At 76.6% G+C, this 15,672-nt stretch carries 11 protein-coding genes; 7 read left to right on the top strand and 4 right to left on the bottom strand.

Going from position 1 to position 15,672, the window contains the following annotated elements; translation table 11 throughout:
* The coding region (locus tag ACWEQL_RS17530; protein WP_452151148.1) for a type 2 lanthipeptide synthetase LanM family protein at window positions 1–2,688 on the bottom strand (2,688 nt) is incomplete at its 3' end.
* A 548-nt stretch (window positions 2,689–3,236) separates the two neighbouring features.
* On the opposite strand from ACWEQL_RS17530, the gene ACWEQL_RS17535 reads away from it, so the two are divergent.
* The 5 genes from ACWEQL_RS17535 to ACWEQL_RS17555 all read left to right on the top strand — a co-directional run bounded on the left by ACWEQL_RS17535 (window position 3,237) and on the right by ACWEQL_RS17555 (window position 8,255).
* Window positions 3,237–4,124, top strand: a complete 888-nt coding sequence (locus ACWEQL_RS17535) for a sigma 54 modulation/S30EA ribosomal C-terminal domain-containing protein (RefSeq protein ID WP_452151149.1) — start codon at window positions 3,237–3,239, stop codon at window positions 4,122–4,124.
* Entirely contained in the window at window positions 4,121–4,588 is a 468-nt protein-coding gene (locus ACWEQL_RS17540) for a pyridoxamine 5'-phosphate oxidase family protein (protein WP_452151150.1), read from the top strand. The genes ACWEQL_RS17535 and ACWEQL_RS17540 overlap by 4 nt, the downstream gene beginning before the upstream one ends.
* Before the next feature lie 281 nt (window positions 4,589–4,869).
* Window positions 4,870–6,618 (top strand): aa3-type cytochrome oxidase subunit I, encoded by a 1,749-nt coding sequence (gene ctaD / locus ACWEQL_RS17545; RefSeq protein WP_452151184.1) that lies wholly within the window; start codon window positions 4,870–4,872, stop codon window positions 6,616–6,618.
* 165 nt (window positions 6,619–6,783) lie between these two features.
* A complete protein-coding gene (locus tag ACWEQL_RS17550; protein ID WP_452151151.1) occupies window positions 6,784–7,317 on the top strand; it encodes a hypothetical protein in 534 nt (177 codons plus the stop codon).
* A gap of 224 nt (window positions 7,318–7,541) precedes the next feature.
* Entirely contained in the window at window positions 7,542–8,255 is a 714-nt protein-coding gene (locus tag ACWEQL_RS17555) for a response regulator (protein WP_452151185.1), read from the top strand.
* Between the two features lie 121 nt (window positions 8,256–8,376).
* Here the strand turns inward: ACWEQL_RS17555 and ACWEQL_RS17560 are convergent, their stop codons facing one another.
* Complete coding sequence (locus ACWEQL_RS17560; protein WP_452151152.1) at window positions 8,377–10,080, bottom strand: sensor histidine kinase; 1,704 nt, start codon at window positions 10,078–10,080, stop codon at window positions 8,377–8,379.
* Window positions 10,081–10,579: 499 nt separating this feature from the next.
* Here ACWEQL_RS17560 and ACWEQL_RS17565 point away from each other — a divergent pair, with 499 nt between their 5' ends.
* Window positions 10,580–11,503: a universal stress protein gene (locus tag ACWEQL_RS17565; protein WP_452151153.1), complete on the top strand. Its 924-nt coding sequence runs from the start codon at window positions 10,580–10,582 to the stop codon at window positions 11,501–11,503.
* Between the two features lie 315 nt (window positions 11,504–11,818).
* A complete protein-coding gene (locus ACWEQL_RS17570; protein ID WP_452151154.1) occupies window positions 11,819–12,835 on the top strand; it encodes an Acg family FMN-binding oxidoreductase in 1,017 nt (338 codons plus the stop codon).
* Here the strand turns inward: ACWEQL_RS17570 and ACWEQL_RS17575 are convergent.
* Both ACWEQL_RS17575 and ACWEQL_RS17580 read right to left on the bottom strand, forming a co-directional pair.
* Window positions 12,832–13,368, bottom strand: a complete 537-nt coding sequence (locus tag ACWEQL_RS17575) for a copper chaperone PCu(A)C (protein WP_452151155.1) — start codon at window positions 13,366–13,368, stop codon at window positions 12,832–12,834. The genes ACWEQL_RS17570 and ACWEQL_RS17575 overlap by 4 nt on opposite strands.
* Window positions 13,365–15,617: a heavy metal translocating P-type ATPase gene (locus ACWEQL_RS17580; RefSeq protein WP_452151186.1), complete on the bottom strand. Its 2,253-nt coding sequence runs from the start codon at window positions 15,615–15,617 to the stop codon at window positions 13,365–13,367. The genes ACWEQL_RS17575 and ACWEQL_RS17580 overlap by 4 nt, the downstream gene beginning before the upstream one ends.
* Window positions 15,618–15,672 lie beyond the last annotated feature (55 nt).

The following is a 15,672-nucleotide window of genomic DNA, read 5'->3' on the forward strand; positions in this document are numbered from 1 at the left end:
GTCGTCGGCCGGCCGGTCGACCGCCACCCGGTCGCCAGCGGTGCGGTCGCCTGCCGTACGGCCGTCGGCGGTGCGGCCCGCACGGTCATCCGCCGTACGGCCGTCGGCGGGCCCCGCCCCGGCCGTGCGCCGGTGCTCCCAGCGCAGCAGTGCCCAGCCCACCCCCGCGCTGCCGTGCGCGAAGCCGGTGACGGCGGGCAGCGGGGCCGCCGCGAGGCGTTCGGCGCAGCGTTCGGCACCGTGCAGGGCGGCCGGCAGGCCGGTGGTGGCGTGCACGGCGAGGAGGGCGGCCAGGCCCCCGGCGGTGCCGCCGTGCACGCCGGTGTCGGTCTCCGTCTCGGCGGCGGCCGTGGTCAGCCGGACCGCCGGTTCGACGCACTGCGCGATCAGCGGGTCGTCCAGCGCGTGGGCGACCTCGGCGAGCCCGTACGCGATGCCGCCGAGGCCGGCGAAGGCACCCGAGCCGACGGCGGCGGCCCGGCCGGGGTGGGCGGCCAGCGAGTCGAGCAGCGCGGGGACGGGGGCCAGCGCGCGCCGCGCGGTGTCGGCGTACCGCTCGGAGCCGGTGAGTTCGGCGAGGCGGGCCAGGAACAGCGCCGGGCCGGTGTAGCCGCCGCCGAGGTCGGCGCCCATCGCGCGGACCCGCCAGTAGCGTTCGGCGAGCAGTTCCAGGCCGAGCCAGTTGGTGCGGACCGGGCCGGGGTGGGCGAGCGCGACCAGCCGGTCGCCGACGCTGCGGGCGGTGGCGAGCAGGTGCTCGGGTTCGGGCGCGGTGGCCCAGACGTTCTCCGGTGCCGGGCGCCCGCAGCGGTGGGGCGGTGCCGTGGAGGTGCCGGCCATCGAGGCCCGGACGATCCACTCCTGGTCGCGGCGGTCCACCCCGTCGAGGGTGGCGAGCCGGGCCTCGGCCCGGGCGATTCCGGTGGCGCCGGTGTCGTCCGGCAGACGCCGGCCGTCGGAGGTCCACAGCCCGGTGCGGCCCGGGCGGGCGGTGAACAGCGGGATGTCGCCGGCCCACAGCTCGGCCCGTTCCGCCCCGGCCAGCTCGGGGCGGCCCGGGTCGGCGACCTGGTCGGTGCTCAACAGGGCGAGCAGGGCGTCCCGTTCGGAGGCCTCACGGAGCAGGTCCGGGTGGGTGGACTCGTCCAGCAGGGTCGCGTACACCCGGGTGGCGCGGGGCACCACCCGGACCTCGGCCTCGGTGAAGGCCTTCAACCGGCCGTGCGGCCCGGCCAGTTCACCGCGGGCGGCGGCCAGCGCCGCGTACCCGGCGCGGAAGCCCGCGACCAGGGCCTCGGTGTGCGCGGCCGGGTCGACGGGGGCGCCGGCCAGCCGGGGCCGGTTGTGGGCGGCCGCCTCGAACGGGCGGGCCCGGCGCACCAGCCGCATGGTGTCGGTGCCCGCGCCGTCCCAGTCCACGCCCGGTACCGGGCAGAGGCCGGGATGCCCGCCGCCGAGCCCGGAGACGTCCAGCGCGCCGTCGTCGCCCAGCAGCAACTGCGGGAGCAGGCCCACCCGTTGGACGGATCGGCGCAGCGCTGCCGCGGCCGGGTCGTCGGCGGCCGGATCGGCGGGGGCGGGCACCGGCGGGTGGAACAGGGTCTCCACGTCCACCAGTACGGGGTGCTCTCCGCAGGCGACCAGGTTCTCGTAGTGCGCGTCGGTGCCGTCCAGGACGTGCAGCAGCGCGAGCAGCGCGCCCTGACGGCGGTAGAACCGCTCGACCTCGGCGGCCGTCCGGCACGGCCGGGCCTCCACGTGCTCCAGCCAGCCGTAGCCGCCGCGGTCCAGCAGCCGCGGGGTGCGCAGCCCCGGCGTGCCGGGCAGGGCGTTGAACCAGCGGACCAGGCCGTTGAAGTGCCGGTGCACGGCGGGCGGCCGGGGTCGGTGGACCACGGCCGTGCCGGTCGCGAAGTGCAGCACCGCCACCGAACGGCCGCGTCGATGGCGGTCGCCCGCGCCGGTGTCCACGGCGACCAGCGCCCCGGGGTCGGTGCCGGCCAGCAGGGTGGCGACCAGCCGCTCCCGGTCGGCGGCCAGCCGCAGCAGCAACTCGGCGAAGGCGTCGGCGGCGTCCAGGCTCGCCTGCGCGAGCAGCCGGGCCAGCACCGGGTAGGCGTGCAGCAGCGCGGTCAGCCCGTCGCGGGAGGCGGTGCGGCGCACGAAGTCGCGGAACCGCTCCTGCGGGGTGCCGCCGGTGAGCCGGGCCCGCACCCGGGCGACGTTGAGCTCCAGGACGAGCGTCCGGGCGGCCGTGCGGGTGAGGCGCTCGGTCAGCCGGGTGGCGAAGCCGGCCCGCAGTGCCGGCAGGTCGAAGCGTCCGGGCCGCTCGGCGAACCGGGCGGGGAGGGCGGCGAGCAGCCGTTCGACGGCCCGTTCGGTGAACGGCGCGACGACGGGCGCGAAGCCGCTGGTCCCGGGGTGGGTGCGGTTCGGGACACCGGCCCGGACGGGTGCGGCCGCCAGCGCGGCCTCGGCGAAGGAGGCCCAGGCGGGGACGGCCGTCGGCCCGGCCTCACCGGGCAGCCGGGCGGGCTGCCACCAGGCGGCCGGGACGGCCCGGGCGGCGGCCGAGGCGGCGCGGTCGGCGGGCACCGGAGGCTGCGGCGTCGGCAGGGTGCCGGCGGCCCCCGGAGCGGCCGGCCCCCAGGCCGTCGCGTCACCCCCGTCGGGGCGCCCTGCGCGCACGGCGTTCACCTCCACCATCGCACCTCCGATGCCGGGGAGACGGACGGGCGTCGCGGGCGCCCGCCGTCTCCGCTGCTGATCCTTCCCGGGCCGCGGCCGTCGGTCCATGGGGGATCCGCCCCCATCTTTGCGTCGTCGCGCCCGTACGATCCGGGCGGCCGCGTCCGCGCCGGTCCGCGCGGAGGGGGCGGGGCGCGCGGGAGCCGGTGGCCGTACGGGACCCGCGGGACGGGCGTGACGCGGGTGCGCCGGTGGGCCGTACGGGACCCGCGGGGTCCCATGGGGCGTGCGGGGCCTGTGGGACGGCCGGGACGTGCGCCGGGGTGGCCGACCGGGCCACGACGGTGACCTCGCCCCGGGTGCTCCGTGCCCGCCCCACCCCCGGCGGCCTGGGCCGTTCCGGGCGGGTTCCACGATGCGGATCCGTCCCCTCACGGATGGGGCCGTTCGACCCTTGCCGGGGGGCGGTGGGCCGGGGCAAGGTGATCGACGCGTGACGGTTTGTCCGTGGTTCGGGTACGGGATTGGTGGGACGGGAGAGGCCTGAGGTGGGCGAGTTGGTCACGGTGCAGGTGCGGGACGGGATTTCGCGGAGCTTCGCGGCCGACACCGGCGCCCGGGTCGCGGCCGTCGTGGGCGGCGCGGACGCGCTGGTCGAGGCGCTGCGGGTACGGGTCGGGCTGGTCGGCGCCGCCACCGTCCTGGCCCAGGTGAACGCGGAGGTGGACGGCCGGCGCATCCGGGTCCAGGAGGTCGCCGGGGATCTCGGCGAGGCCCTGGAGCGGGTGACCGAGGGGCTGCGCTCCCGGATCACCGCCGTCGCCGGCGGCTGGGTGCCCCGGCCGTGGCCGCGCCGCCCGCGCGGCAGGGTCCCGGCGGGGGCGCAGTCGGCCGCGGTCCCGGCGGGGCGGCCGGTGGCGTCCCCGCCGCCGCGGGTGGCCGACGCGCCCGCGGCGGATCCGGTCCGCACGCCGGACGGCCTGGACCGGCCGGCCGGGAGCGGGCTGCGGGCCGCCCCGGAGGAGCTGCGCGCACGCCTGTCGTACGCGACCGAGCTTCCGCGCATCGTCCGCCGCAAGTGCGCGCACCTGGTGTGGTGTTCGCCGGACTCGGCGGCCCGGACGATGGACGCGATGGACTACGACATCCACCTGTTCACCGACCCGGCCACCGAGACCGACGCGGTGGTCTACCGGGTGGGCCCGACCGGCTACCGGCTGGCCCGCACCCGGGCCGCGGCGCCGCCCTCGCAGACCAGCGTGCCGATGACGCTCAGCCCGTGCGGGGCACCGGAGTTGACCGAGCCGCAGGCCATCGAGCGGCTGGTGGCGGCGGAGCTGCCGTTCCTGTTCTTCGCCCCGCCCGGGGACGGCCGGGGCCAGGTGCTCTACCGGCGGTTCGACGGACGGCTCGGACTGATCGCGGCCGCCTCGTGAACGGCGCCGTACGCAGTTTCGGCTCGCGGGCCGAACCACCGCCGCGCCACCTCGAACCGCTCCAGCGGGCCGAGGCGTTGAGACTCCTGGGAAGCGTCCCGTTCGGCCGGGTGGTGTTCACCGCGCAGGCGCTGCCCGCCATCCGGCCGGTCAACCACCTGCTGGTGGACGACGTCGTGGTGATCCGCACCCACGACGGGGCCGCCCTCACCACGGCGGCGCTCGGCGCGGACACGGACGGCGTGGTGGTCGCGTACGAGGCCGACGCGATCGACCCGGTGACCCGGTTGGGCTGGAGCGTGGTGGTGACCGGCTACGCCCGGGCGGTCACCGATCCTCACCGACTCGCGCACTACCAGCGGCTGTTGCGGCCCTGGGTGAACGCCTCCATGGACCACACGGTGGCCATCCGGCCCGATCTGGTCACCGGCTACCGCCTCCTCGCGGAGCCGGCCACGCGCTGAACGCCGTCCGTTGAACATCACGCTTTGAACGCCGTGTGCCGAACGCCGGTACCGGCAGTGGGGTCAACTCCACTGCCGGTACCGGCATTTCGTTTTTCCGCCCGAGGGTGCCCTTGGGCCCGGGTCCGGCCCGGGAACGCGGGCCCACCGACCCGGGCCGGGCGGGACCAACGGCCCTAGGGGGCGGGCCCCTTCCCTTCTGATCATGGATCGCCATCCATTCGCAGAAGTTCGTAAGGAGTGCGTCCTTGAGCGCCATCGAGGCAAGGGGCGACAGCGCGCTGCCGCCGGCCGCGGCCGGGCCGGTCGGTGACCGGACCCGCCGGCCCGGTTCGGCCCTGGTCAGGATGCTGACCACCACCGACCACAAGACCATCGGCAGCATGTACCTGGTGTCGGCCTTCGGGTTCTTCCTGATCGGCGGCATCCTGGCGCTGGTGATGCGCGCCGAACTGGCCCGCCCGGGGACGCAGATCCTCTCCAACGAGCAGTTCAACCAGGCCTTCACCATGCACGGTTCGGTGATGCTGCTGCTGTTCGCGATGCCGCTGTTCACCGGCTTCGCCAACTGGATCATGCCGCTGCAGATCGGCGCGCCCGACGTGGCCTTCCCCCGGCTGAACATGCTCGCCTACTGGCTGTTCATGTTCGGTTCGCTGATCGCCGCCGCCGGGTTCGCGACCCCGCAGGGCGCCGCCGACTTCGGCTGGTTCCTCTACGCGCCGCTCTCCGACGCGATCCACTCGCCGGGCGTCGGCGCCGACATGTGGATCATGGGCGTGACGCTCTCCGGCTTCGGCAGCATCCTCGGCGCGGTCAACTTCATCACCACCATCATCTGCATGCGCGCCCCGGGCCTGACCATGAGCCGGATGTCCATCTTCTGCTGGAACGTGCTGCTGACCGCGGTGCTGGTGCTGCTGGTCTTCCCCGTGCTGGCCGCCGCGCTGCTGGCGCTGGAGTGCGACCGCAAGTTCGGCTCGCACGTCTTCGACCCGGCCAGCGGCGGGGCGATGCTCTGGCAGCACCTGTTCTGGTTCTTCGGCCACCCCGAGGTGTACATCCTGGCGCTGCCGTTCTTCGGCATCGTCTCCGAGGTCATCCCGGTCTTCTCCCGCAAGCCGATGTTCGGCTACGCCGGCCTGATCGCCGCCACGGTGGCCATCGCGGGCCTGTCGGTCACGGTGTGGGCGCACCACATGTACGTCACCGGGCAGGTGCTGCTGCCGTTCTTCTCGTTCATGACCTTCCTGATCGCGGTGCCCACGGGCGTCAAGTTCTTCAACTGGGTCGGCACCATGTGGAAGGGCTCACTGAGCTTCGAGACGCCGATGCTCTGGACGGTCGGCTTCCTGGTCACCTTCCTCTTCGGCGGTCTCACCGGCGTGCTGCTGGCGGCCCCGCCGATCGACTTCCACGTCTCGGACTCGTACTTCGTCGTCGCGCACTTCCACTACACTCTGTTCGGCACCGTGGTGTACGCGATGTTCGCCGGCTTCCACTTCTGGTGGCCGAAGATGACCGGCAAGATGCTGGACGAGCGGCTCGGCAAGATCACCTTCTGGACGCTGACCATCGGCTTCCACGGCACCTTCCTGGTGCAGCACTGGCTCGGCGCCGAGGGCATGCCCCGCCGCTACGCCGACTACCTCGCCTCCGACGGCTTCACCACCCTGAACACCGTCTCGACGATCGCCTCGTTCCTGCTCGGCCTGTCGATCCTGCCGTTCCTGTACAACGTCTGGAAGACCGCCAAGTACGGCGAGAAGGTCACCGTGGACGACCCGTGGGGCTTCGGCCGTTCGCTGGAGTGGGCCACCTCCTGCCCGCCGCCGCGGCACAACTTCACCACCCTGCCCCGCATCCGCTCCGAATCCCCGGCCTTCGACCTCCACCACCCGGAGATCGCCGCCCGCGACTGGCTCGACGAGCACGGCGAACCGGCCAAGCACCTCGCCGGCGTCACCCCCGCCGCGTACGACCTGCCCGGCCGCCGCAGGCCCGCCGACGACGAGGTCCGCGAGCCCTGACCCGGACGGCTCCGCGGCCGCTCGAATACGAGCGACGCGGCCGCGGAGCCGCCCGCCCCGGAGCGCCGTCCCCGCCCGTACACCTGACACCCCCGGGCGGGCGGGGACGGCCCACCCCCGCGAACCCTTCCGAGCCAACCAACCCTCCGGTCGAGGAGCGAAGGCATGTCCAACACCGTCCTGGCCATCGGCACGGCCGCGATCACCGCCTCCGGCTGCGTCTGGTACCTGCCCGCCATCGCCGACCTGCAGGCCGGTGACGACCGCCCGCGTTCCGCCCGTACGGCCGCCGCGGCCTGCGTGACCTGGTGGGCCGGCGTCGCCCTGGCGGGCGGGCTGCTGCTGGTGCTGACGGACTGGCGGCCCGCCGCGCAGGTCGCGCTGGCCGGGCTGGTCGCCGGCGTCATCCTGCGGGTCCGCGCCCACCACCAGAGCCGCCGGGAGCGGCACGAGGACGCGGTGCGCTGGGCGATGCTCGACGCCGGGCCGATGCCGACGACGCCCCGCGCCGCCGCCCGCCAGCTGTTCGGCTGGCTGCTGGTCGGCCTGGCCGTCGCCTCCCTCGGCGCCGCCGCCATCCTCTTCACCGGCGGCGGCCCGCTCGCACCCCGCCTGGCCGCCGCGACGGGCAGCGCGCTCACGGTCTCCGCGGTCTTCCTGCTCATCGGCCTCGGCGAGGCCCGCCGGCACCGGCCCTGAACCGCGGGTACCGGCCCTGAACAGACACCCGGCCCTGACCCGCCGGCACCGGCCCTGAACGGGCACCCGTCGTCCGGGAACCGGCCGACCTCCGTGGAAACGCGCTCGCCGCTCCTCGAACATCCTTCGAATGGGGTCCTTGGGCCCTGGCGGGAAGTCCCGGTCGGACGGGAGGATGCGAGCGTCCCGTGCACCGTGCCGGGCGCGAGGAGACGGAGACGGCGATGGCGAGCGGGGCGGCGGAGACCGGTGCGCCGGTGCGGGTGTTCCTGCTGGACGACCACGAGGTGGTGCGCCGCGGCGTGCACGACCTGCTGGACTGCGAGCCCGACCTGACGGTGGTCGGCGAGGCCGCCACCGCCGAGCAGGCGTTGGTCCGGGTGCCCGCGCTGCGCCCGGACGTCGCGGTGCTCGACGTCCGCCTCGGGGACGGCGACGGTGTGGCCGTCTGCCGTGAACTGCGGTCCAAGATGCCCGATCTGGCCTGTCTGATGCTCACCTCCTTCGACGACGAGGAGGCCCTGCTCGACGCGGTGATGGCCGGCGCGGCCGGCTACGTGCTCAAGCAGATCAGCGGCACCGACCTGGTCGAGGCCGTCCGCACGGTGGCCTCCGGCCGCTCGATGCTCGACCCGGGCGCGGCCGCCCGGCTGCTCGCCCGGATGCGCGGCGACCGCGAGCCCGAGCGCCCCGCCGCCACCGGCCCGGAGCTCACCGCCCGCGAGCAGGAGGTGCTCGCGCTGATCGGCGAGGGCCTGACCAACCGGCAGATCGGCGAGCGGCTCTACCTCGCCGAGAAGACCGTCAAGAACCACGTCTCGCGCCTGCTGGCCAAGCTCGGCGTCGAGCGCCGGGTGCAGGCCGCGCTGATCGCCACCGAGCAGGCCCGGGCGTCGGCCGCCGCGGCCACGACGGGCGGTTCGGCCCGCTCCTGGTGACCGTGACCGTGACCGTGATCACCGGACCCGGACCCGGACCCGGCCCCGGCCCCACCGAAACGGGGCCGGGGCCGGGGGCGTTCATCGGGGCGGCGCTCCCGCCGACCCGGGCCGCCGCCGTTCACCCGAGCGGTGCCTCCCAGACCAGCGCCGTCCCGCCGCCCTCGGCGGCCCGCACCTCGAAGCGGCCGCCGACCTTCTCGGCCCGCTCGGCGAGGTTGCGCAGTCCGCTGCGCCGCCCGCCGTCCGGGACGCCCACGCCGTCGTCGGTCACGCTCAGCGTCACCTGCCCGCCGAGCGCCCGCAGCGCCACCTCCACCCGGCCCGCCCGCGCGTGCCGGGCCGCGTTGCTGAGCGCCTCGCCCAGGACGGCCAGTACCTGCTCGGCCAGCTCCGGCGGGACGTCGGTGTCGAGCAGGCCCTCCATGGAGAGCCGGGGCGGGAAGCCCAGCACGGCCTGCGCCTCGCCGACGGCCCGGGTGGCGCGGGCGCGCAGGCCCCGGTCCGGCTCGTTGTGGGCGCGCAGGCCGAAGATCGTCGACCGGATGATCTTGATGGTCTCGTCCAGGTCCGCGACCGCCCGGCCGACCCGGTCGGCGGCGCCCTGGCTCTCGATCAGCCGGCCCGCGCTCTGCAGCGTCATCCCGGTCGCGAAGAGCCGCTGGATGGCCAGGTCGTGGAGGTCCCGGGCGATCCGGTCGCGGTCCTCCAGCAGCGTCAACTGCTCGGCGTCGCGGCGGCGTTCGGCCAGCTCCAGGGCCAGTGCGGCCTGGTCGGCGAAGCCCTCCAGCGGGCCGGTCTCGGCCGCCGTGAACGCCTCCCGTCCGGTCTCCCGGGCCAGCAGCAGCACACCCCGGCCGAAACCCGTGGACGTCCCCAGCGGTACCGCGACCGCCGGCCCCAGCCCGTCGAACCGCCCGGGCGGACCGGCCGGATAGCGGGCGTCGCACTCCAGCGACTCGCTGGTCGCCGGCGAGCCCGACAGGTACGCGGCGCCGGACAGCGTCCCCTCGACCGGCACCGTCACCCCCAGCCGCCCGGCCGGGTCCCCGCCCAGCGCCACCTGGACGGTCAGCTCGCCCGCGCGCTCACCGGGCTCGGCCAACGCCACCGAGACGTCGGCCAGTTCGGCGCCGGAGATCTCCCGCGCCCGGCGGGCGATCAGCTCCACGACCTCCATCCGCGGCGCGCCCGACAGCAGCGCCCGGGTGATCTCCGCACTCGCCCGCAGCCACCGCTGCTGGCGCTGCGCCTCCTCGTACAGCCGCGCGTTGTCGATCGCCACCCCGGCGGCCACCGCCAGCGTGGAGATCACCACCTCGTCGTCCGCGTCGAAGTCCAGGCCGCCGCGCTTGTCGGTCAGGTACAGGTGGCCGAACACCTCGTCGCGCACCCGCACCGGCACCCCGAGGAAGGTGTGCATCGGCGGGTGGTGCGCCGGGAACCCGACCGAGGCCGGGTGGTCCGACAGCACCGGACAGCGCAGCGGCTGCGGCCGGCGGATCAGCTCGCCGAGGATGCCCCGGCCGGACGGCAGCGGCCCGATCGCGTCGATCTCCTCCTGACTCAGACCCACCGTCAGGAACTGCGACAGCGAGTGCCCGTCCGCGGCGAGCACGCCCAGCGCCGCGTACCGGGCGTCCACCAGGTCGGCGGCCGCCTCCACGATCCGGTGCAGCGCCTGGGCGAGGTCTAGCTCCCGGCCCACCGCCAGCACCGCCTCCAGCAGGCTGTGCACCCGGTCCCGGGTGCCGCGCGCCGCGTCGATGCGCCACTGGAGCTCCTCCAGCAGCTCGTCCAGGCGCAGCCGCGGCATCCGGGGCATCCGGTCCGCGTCCCCGGGTGGGGTGTCGGCGGCCGTACCGTTCGTAACCGCCGTGGCCGCAACCGACCGGGCACCGTCCGCGCCGACCACCGGCGTTCCTCCTCGTCATCGCCGGTACGGCCGCACCGGTCGCTCCTCCGCCCCGGTCAGCCGACCGGGACCGCCCCGGTCGTCGGGCCGGAGCCGCCCCGGTCACCGGACCGGGAGCCGACCCGATCATCCGACCAGGGGAATTGTCGGAAATCACGCTAGCGCCCGCGCACCCCGCGCGGAACGCCGGGTCCGGTGCGAACCGGCACCGGAGTGCGGCCCTCCGGTGGCCGCCGCCCGGCGCGCGCCCGCGCCCCCGCGCCGGACCGGGACCTCCGGCCCTGTCCGACGGGACCAGCGACCCTGTATCCCGCCCCCGGGGCAGGCCAGGGTGGCAAGGGCCGGACGGTGTGTCAGCCGCCGGCTCCGGCGGCCCGGCCGCCGGGGAACCCTGGGAGAGGACGCCGCCATGAAGCCACCCGTGCTGGCCGGGATCGACGGATCGCCGGAGAGCACCGCCGCCGCGCGGTGGGCCGCCGAGGAGGCGCTGCGCCGGGAGGTGCCGCTGCGGCTGGTGCACGCCTGGCCCTGGCTCACCGACGGCGCCTCGGCCTTCGTGAACGGCGAGGAGCTGCCGGCCGCCGCGCAGCGCATGCTCACCACGACCGCCGACGGCATCCGCCGCCGCCACCCCGGTCTGGCCGTGCACACCGACGTGGTGCTCGACGCGGCCGTGGACGGGCTGGTCTCGGCGGCGGAGGAGGCCGGGCTGCTGGTCCTCGGCTCACGCGGCCTCGGCGGCTTCACCGGCCTGCTGGTCGGCTCGGTCGGCCTGGCGGTGGCCGGCCGCGCGGCCACGCCGGTGGTCCTGGTCCGGCCCCGTGAGGAGGGCGACGCCTCCGACCGAGGGGGCGACGGACGGGACGTGGAGGAGGACGGCGTGGCGGGCGTCCAGGCCGGTGAGGTGCTGCTCGGCCTGGACGCCCGGGGCCCGGACGACGAGCTGCTCGCCTTCGCCTTCCAGGCGGCCGCGCTGCGCGGCGCCCGGCTGCGGGTGGTGCACGGCTGGGACCTGCCGCCGGCCTTCACCTACGCGGGCTGGATCCCGCCCGAGACGGAACTGGAGCAGCTCCAGGCCCTGGAGGCCAAGCTGCTCTCGCTCGCCCTGGAGGACTTCTGCGAGCGACACCCGGCGCTGACGGCCGGGGTGGAGCTGGTGCAGCGGGTGCGCCTGGGCGCGGCCCGTTCGCTGGTGGAGGCCTCCGGCGCGGCCGACCTGGTGGTGATCGGACGGCGCCGGCGCCCGCACCAGCTCGGCCCGCGCCTGGGCCGGGTGGCGCACGCCGTCCTCCACCACGCCCAGGCGCCGGTCGCGGTCGTCCCGCACCCCTGAACCGAGTGCAGGCCGTCCCGCACCCCTGACCGGGCGCCGGTCGCGGTGGTCCGGCGCCTCTGACCGGGCGCCGGCCACCGCCGGCCCGCGCCCCCGACCGGCCCGCGCGACCCGCCCGGAACGCCCGCCCGCCCCGCCGTACGGCCCGGAACCCGCCCCCCGGACCGCACCGCCGGAGCGCCCGCGGGTCGTACGGCCGGGCCGCGCGGGCCCTTGGACCCTGTTCGCCGACCGCCCCCGGGCGCAGGCTCGGTAGTGCGGGGGCCGGCCGTACCGGGCCGCCCCCGGGCGGGCCGTGGCAAGGAGTGGATCACCATGACCGAGGCAACCCCCCTCAGCGCCGACGAACTCCGGCTGCTCGCCGCCGCCGGATCCGCCGCACCCTCGCTGCACAACACCCAGCCCTGGCGGTTCCGCCCGACCACCGACCGGTGCGGCCTGGAGGTGCACGCCGATCCGGCGCGGGCCCTGCCGCTGATCGACCCGGACGGCGCCGCCCTGCAGATCTCGGTCGGCGCCGCCGTGTTCAACCTGCGCGTCGCCGCCGTACGCCTCGGCCGGGTGCCGACCGTACGGCTGCTGCCCGACCCGGGGACGCCGGGGCTGCTCGCGGTGCTCGACCTGGCCGCGCCCGGCCCGGCGGCGGCGACCGCGGTGGACGGCGGACCGCCGTTCGGCCGCGACCTCTACTCGGCGATCGCCGAACGCCACTCCAGCCGCCGGCCGTTCGCCAACCGGGACGTGCCCGAGGCCGTGCTCGGCGAACTGATCGACGCCGCCCGGGCCGAGGGCGTCACCCTGACCGCCCTGGAGGAGGACGGGGTGCACCGGGTCCTGGAGGCGACCGCCGACGCCGAACGCCGCACCGCCGCCGACCCGGGCCGGCTCGCCGAGACCCGCGACTGGCTGCGGGCCCCCGGCGACGAGGCCACCGACGGCATCCCGGTCGCGGCGCTCGGGCCGCAGGACCACGACGCGCGGGTGCCGATGCGCGAGTTCACCGGCCGGCCGCCGTACCACGCGGGCGAGGCCCGGGCCTCCGAGCGCTTCGAGGCGCTGCCCCAGCTGTGCACCCTCACCACCACCGGCGACGGCCCGGTGGACCGGCTGCGCACCGGGCAGGCGCTGGAACGGGTCTGGCTGCTGGCCACCCTGCACGGGATCCGGCTGACGATCCTGCACCAGGCCACCGAGTGGCCCGACACCCGGTGGCGGCTGCGCGACCCGGCCGAAGGACCGGGCCACGTCCAGCTGGTGCTCCGGGCTGGCTACGGCCCGCCCGGCGCGGCCACCCCGCGCCGCCCGGTGAGCGAGGTCCTCGACCTCGTCTAGCGCGTGTCAGACAAGCCTTGGCGCCCCGGAACGGCCGGGCCGGTGGTGGTGCCGCGACTGCCCGGCGGCACCACCTCGGCCCGGACCCTCAGATCGGGGCTGGCGCGGAAGCGGAGCGTGAACTCCACGATCTGGCCCACCCTCAGCGGCGGCGGATCGGCGATCATCAGATCCCCCTCCTCCGGGGACATCACCAGCTCGCCCCCGGCCGGCACCTCCAGCCCGGTGACCGGCTCCCAGCGGCCCGCCGCGCCCAGGTGCCGGTGCCGCTTCAGGGTCACCGCGCCACCGAACTCCCAGCTCGCGCCGATCAGCCGGTCCGGCACATCGCCCGGGTTGCGGACCGTGAAGAAGGCCGCCGTGGCGGTGGCCGCGCCCGCCGTCGGCAGCAGCAGCCGGCCCGGCCCCGCCTCCACCGGCCGCTGCCGCCCCGCCCCGCCGACCGCCGTCCACCCGGACAGCAGCACCAGCGCCAGCGCCGCCGCCCCCACCGGCGCGGCCGCCGCCCGCAGCCGTACGAGCCGCGCCCTCATCGCGCCACCCCCGGCCGTCCGGCCCCTCGTCGCTCCGGCCGTCCGGCTCCCCGCGGCCCCGGCCGTCCGGCTCCCCGCCGGTCCGGGCGCCAGGTGCGCAGCCGCAGGCTGTTGCCCACCACCAGCAGCGAGCTCAGCGACATCGCCACCGCCGCCGGCATCGGGTTGAGCAGTCCCACCGCCGCCAGCGGGATCAGCACGGCGTTGTAGCCGAACGCCCACACCAGGTTCACCCGGATCGTGGCCAGCGTCCGCCGGGCCAGCAGCACGGCGTCCACCACCGCCTCGATGTCCCCGCGCACCAGGGTCAGCCCCGCCGCGCCGATCGCCGCGTCGCTGCCCGAGGCGAGTGCCACCCCGAGGTCCGCCGAGGCCAGCGCGACCGCGTCGTTGACGCCGTCGCCGACCACCGCGACCGTCCGCCCGGCGCCGCGCAGCTCCGCCACCACCTCGGCCTTGCGCTCCGGGGAGGCCGAGTCGTGCACCCGCCGGATGCCGAGTTCACCGGCCACGGCCCGGGCCGCGCCCGGCCCGTCCCCGGTGAGCAGTACGGTCTCCAGCCCCAGCCCGCGCAGCCGGTGCAGCGCCCGCCAGCTGCCCGACCGTACGGTGTCGCCGACCGCCAGCACGGCCGACGGCCGGCCGTCCAGCTCCACCACCACCGCGGTCCGGCCCGCCGCACCGGCCGCCGTCACCGCCTCCGCCAGCGCCGGGGCGAGCGGCGCGCGGCCGTCCGGACGGACCACCCGGACCGTCCGCCCCTCGACCCGGCCCGCCACACCGACCCCGGCGGTCGCCGCGAAGCCGTCCACCGGCGGCAGGGAGCCGGGCCCCTCGCCGTCCCGGCAGGCGGCCGCCACCAGCGCCCGCCCGATCGGGTGCTCCGACCGGCGCTCCACCGCGGCGGCCAGCCGCAGCACCTCCGCCTCCCGGACGCCCGCGGCCACGGTGACCTCCGCCAGCCGCATCCGGCCGGTGGTGAGCGTGCCCGTCTTGTCCAGCACCACGGTGTCCATCCGGCGCAGACTCTCCAGCACCTCCGGACCGCGCACCAGCACGCCCAGTTCGGCCCCGCGGCCGGTGGCCGCCAGCAGGGCCGTCGGCGTCGCCAGCCCCAGCGCGCACGGACAGGCGACCACCAGCACCGCGACCGCCGCCGTCACCGCCGCCTGCGGGTCGGCGCCCGCGCCCAGCCAGAAGCCCAGCACGCACACCGCCACCGCGAGTACGCACGGCACGAACACCCCGGCCACCGCGTCCGCCAGCCGCTGCGCCCGCGCCTTGCCGGCCTGCGCCTCGGCCACCAGCGCGGTGATCCGGGCGAGTCGGGTGTCCGCGCCGACCGCCGTGGCCCGGACCACCAGCGCGCCGCCGACGTTCACCGCGGCACCCGCCACCCGGTCGCCGGGGCCGACCTCCACCGGGACGCTCTCCCCGGTCAACAGGCTCAGGTCCAGCGCCGAGGTGCCCTCCACCACCACCCCGTCGGTGGCCACCCGGTCACCCGGCCGCACGACGAACTCCCGGCCGGGCAGCAGCAGTTCGACGGGCATCAGCCGTTCCTCACCGCTCTCCGGGTCGCGGACGCAGACCTCCTTGGCGCCCAGTTCGGCCAGCGCCCGCAGCGCCGAACCGCCGCGCCGCCGCACCCGGCCCTCCAACAGCCGTCCGGCCAGCACGAACAGTGGCACCCCGACCGCCGCCTCCAGGTAGACGTGCGCGCCGCCGCCGGTCGCGGTCAGCTCGAACGGCATCCGCATGCCGATCGCCCCCGCGCCACCGAACACCAGCGCGTACGCCGACCAGCCGAAGGAGGCCACCACCCCGAGGCTCACCAGGGTGTCCATGGTCGCGGTGCTGTGCCGCAGCCCCTGCCGGGCCCGCCGGTGGAACCCGGCCGACCCCCAGCTCACCACCGGTACGGCCAGGGCGAAGCAGACCCACTGCCAGCCGGGGAACTGCCAGGCCGGCACCATCGACAGCACCAGCACGGGCAGGGACAGCAGCGCCGTCAGCACCAGCCGCGGCGCCTCCCCGGCTGCCTCGGCCACCGGTACGGGCGGCGCGCCCGGTGCCACCGGTTCGGCGTCGTACCCGGCCGCCTCGACCGCCGCCACCAGCTCCCCGACCGGCACCCCGGCCGGGTGCAGCACCCGGGCCCGGCCGGTCGCCAGGTTGACGCCCGCGGTGACCCCGTCGATCCGGGCCAGCCGCTTCTCCACCCGCCCGACGCAGGCCGCGCAGGTCATCCCGCCGACCGCCAGGTCCGTGCTCACCAGGACCTCGCCGGCCGGCGCGTCCGGG

Source organism: Kitasatospora sp. NPDC004240 (genome assembly GCF_053603215.1).

Excerpts from the sequence above, each read along its gene's own strand:
- ACWEQL_RS17565 (WP_452151153.1), top strand. The coding sequence starts at position 10,580 with ATGAAGCCACCCGTGCTGGCCGGGATCGACGGATCGCCGGAGAGCACC.
- ACWEQL_RS17550 (WP_452151151.1), top strand. The coding sequence starts at position 6,784 with ATGTCCAACACCGTCCTGGCCATCGGCACGGCCGCGATCACCGCCTCC.
- ACWEQL_RS17570 (WP_452151154.1), top strand. The coding sequence starts at position 11,819 with ATGACCGAGGCAACCCCCCTCAGCGCCGACGAACTCCGGCTGCTCGCC.
- ACWEQL_RS17560 (WP_452151152.1), bottom strand. The coding sequence starts at position 10,080 with ATGCCCCGGATGCCGCGGCTGCGCCTGGACGAGCTGCTGGAGGAGCTC.
- ACWEQL_RS17555 (WP_452151185.1), top strand. The coding sequence starts at position 7,542 with ATGGCGAGCGGGGCGGCGGAGACCGGTGCGCCGGTGCGGGTGTTCCTG.
- ACWEQL_RS17580 (WP_452151186.1), bottom strand. The coding sequence starts at position 15,617 with ATGACCTGCGCGGCCTGCGTCGGGCGGGTGGAGAAGCGGCTGGCCCGG.
- ACWEQL_RS17575 (WP_452151155.1), bottom strand. The coding sequence starts at position 13,368 with ATGAGGGCGCGGCTCGTACGGCTGCGGGCGGCGGCCGCGCCGGTGGGG.